Source organism: Streptomyces sp. NPDC057654 (genome assembly GCF_042800135.1).
In the GTDB taxonomy this organism is placed as follows: domain Bacteria; phylum Actinomycetota; class Actinomycetes; order Streptomycetales; family Streptomycetaceae; genus Streptomyces.
The window spans coordinates 1-2,549 of sequence record NZ_JBHVHQ010001078.1 but is presented as its reverse complement, the minus strand read 5'-3'; the positions used below and the strand labels follow the sequence as shown (position 1 = coordinate 2,549).

Below are 2,549 nucleotides of genomic sequence, written 5' to 3'. Positions count from 1 at the left end.
CTGCCAGTGGGTCTTCTACGACCGCAGCCCGGCGGGGCGCGGCCGATGGTGCTCGATGGCGGTGTGCGGGAGCCGGGCGAAGATGCGCGCGTACCGGGCGAACAAGGCGGCCGGGCGGCGCGGCGCTCCGGCGCGGCCCGCGGGCTCCGGAGCGGCGCGGTCCGCCGGACCCGAAATGCCAGGGGACCCGAATAGGGAAAGGTCCGGATAAAGGTACGGATCGCGCCGCCCGTAATGCCCTGTTCAGTTGCCGGACACTGCCCATAAACGTGTCATCGGCCACCCCGCCCTGGGATCCCGAATGTTTTTCTGATCTGATGTCATTCGGCGCCGATAACCGTCTCCGTCGACGTGGCCACCGCCTGCTTCGGCATGTCTGTACGGAAATTGCGCGCCCACCCCCACACCTTTGGGTGCGTACAGGGCGAGTCGACGACCCTCCTGATGAGGCAGCCCTGCGCACCGGTCGCATCGAAGGGAACCCCCTTGCACAAGCGGAAAAAGCGTTGGCTGCCGACGGCCGCCGTCGGCGGCGCACTGGCCATAGGCGCTTTCGCTTTCCTGCCGTCCCTCGCACAGGCGATGAACGCGGACGACCCGCAGTCGCCCACCACCCAGGCCGCCTTCGCCGCGGCCGCTGAAGAGTTCGACGTGCCGCTGCCCGTACTGCTGGGCGTCGCGCACCAGGAGTCCGGCTGGCAGCACCACTCCGGTTACAGCAACACCGGCGGCTGGGGCCTGATGAACCTCACCGACGTGACGTCGAAGATGGTGACCGGCGGCGCCGCGGGCGCGGCCGGCCGCGCCGACCTCACCTCCTTCACCGGCCACCCCGAGCTGCACACGCTGCGGGCCGCCGCGAAGCTGACCGGCGCCTCCGCCGACAAGCTCCAGCACGACCAGAAGGAGAACATCCGCGGCGGCGCGGCTCTCCTCGCCGCGTACCAGAAGGAGCTCACCGGCTCCACCGCGAAGGACCCGGCGCAGTGGACCGCCGCGGTCGCCAAGTACAGCCGCCTGACCGACCGCAAGGCGGCGGCCTCGTACGTCGACGGCGTGTTCGCCGCCATCAAGTCCGGCGCCAAGCGCGACGCGGCGGACGGCGGGTCGGTGACGATGAAGGCCGAGCCGTCCGCGAAGCCGATGGCCGCCCAGTACAACAAGCTGAAGCTCAAGGACGACGGCTCGCCGAAGGCGGAGTGCCCGCCCTCGATGAACTGCAAGTTCGTCCCGGCGGCGGCCTCCAACGGCCAGGTCTCCAACCGGCCGAAGAACGGCGTCAAGATCACGCAGATCGTGATCCACACGACCGAGGGGTCGTACGACGAAGCGATCAAGACCTTCCAGACGGCCGGCGGCTCCTCGTCGCAGTACGTGATGCGGTCCTCGGACGGCGAGGTCACGCAGATGGTGCCGAACAAGGACGTGGCGTTCGGCGACGGCAACTACGACAGCAACCTGCACGCCGTGCAGATCGAGCACGAGGGCTTCTCCGCCCACGGCGCCGACTGGTACACGACGGCCGCGTACGAGCAGACCGCCAAGCTCGTGAAGTACCTGGCGAAGCGGTACGACGTGCCGCTCGACCGGACGCACATCCTCGGCCACGACAATGTGACCGGCCCCTCGGACGACACCCTCGCCGGCATGCACTGGGACCCGGGCAACGGCTGGGACTGGACCCGCTTCATGCGGATGATCGGCGCCCCGGTCGACGGGGGCAAGCGCGGCGTCGGCGCCGTCGGCACCGCCGTGACGATCACGCCGGGCTTCGAGAAGAACCAGCAGACGTACAACCTCTGCCCCAACGACGACCCGTCCGGCGCCACCAAGAAGTGCGGCCCGGTGACCGGCCCGTCCAGCGCCCTGTTCGTCCGCACCGAGCCCCGCGAGGACGCGCCGCTCATCGTCGACCCCGTCGTGCACGGCGGCAAGGACGACAAGGGCAGCGACGACGTCTCGGACTGGACCACCACCGTCCAGGCCGGCCAGAAGTTCGTGGTCGCCGAGAAGAAGGGCGACTGGACTGCGATCTGGTTCGGCGGCCAGAAGGGCTGGATCCACAACCCGGGCGGCAAGAACACGACGCCCGCCAAGGGCGTACGGATCATCAAGGCGCCCGGCAAGGACGCGGCCAAGGTGTACGGGACCGCGTACCCGGACGCGGCCGAGTACCCCAAGGGCATGTCCCCGTCCAAGCAGGACCCGCTGACGGCGAAGAACTACGCGATCCCGGCCGGTCAGGCGTACGTCGCCGACCAGCCGCCGGTCGGCGCCGTCGACTTCTCGCCGTCCACGCAGGCGGTGGTGAAGGGCGCGAAGAAGTACTACACCGTGCAGTTCAACCACCGGTATGTGCTGGTGAACGCGGCTGAGGTGAGCGCGAAGAAGACCGCGGGCCACTGACGCGTACGCACTGGACGCCCGGGCCCGTGACGGTCCCCGGGGTCGTAGCGCGTTTGGTGCGGCTGTCAGGCGGGGGGGCCCCCCACCGCGGGGGAGGTACCGCCCGCGGCGCGCCCCACGGCGGGGGGGATGGCGTTGCGCCC

At 69.9% G+C, this 2,549-nt stretch carries 2 protein-coding genes; both read left to right on the top strand.

The annotated features are described in order from the left end of the window. A partial coding sequence (locus ACFU99_RS40605) for a CGNR zinc finger domain-containing protein (protein ID WP_384402891.1) occupies positions 1–211 on the top strand: 211 nt, incomplete at its 5' end. Between the two features lie 275 nt (positions 212–486). After that, positions 487–2,406 (top strand): N-acetylmuramoyl-L-alanine amidase, encoded by a 1,920-nt coding sequence (locus tag ACFU99_RS40600; protein WP_384402888.1) that lies wholly within the window; start codon positions 487–489, stop codon positions 2,404–2,406. The last annotated feature ends 143 nt before the right edge of the window (positions 2,407–2,549 follow it).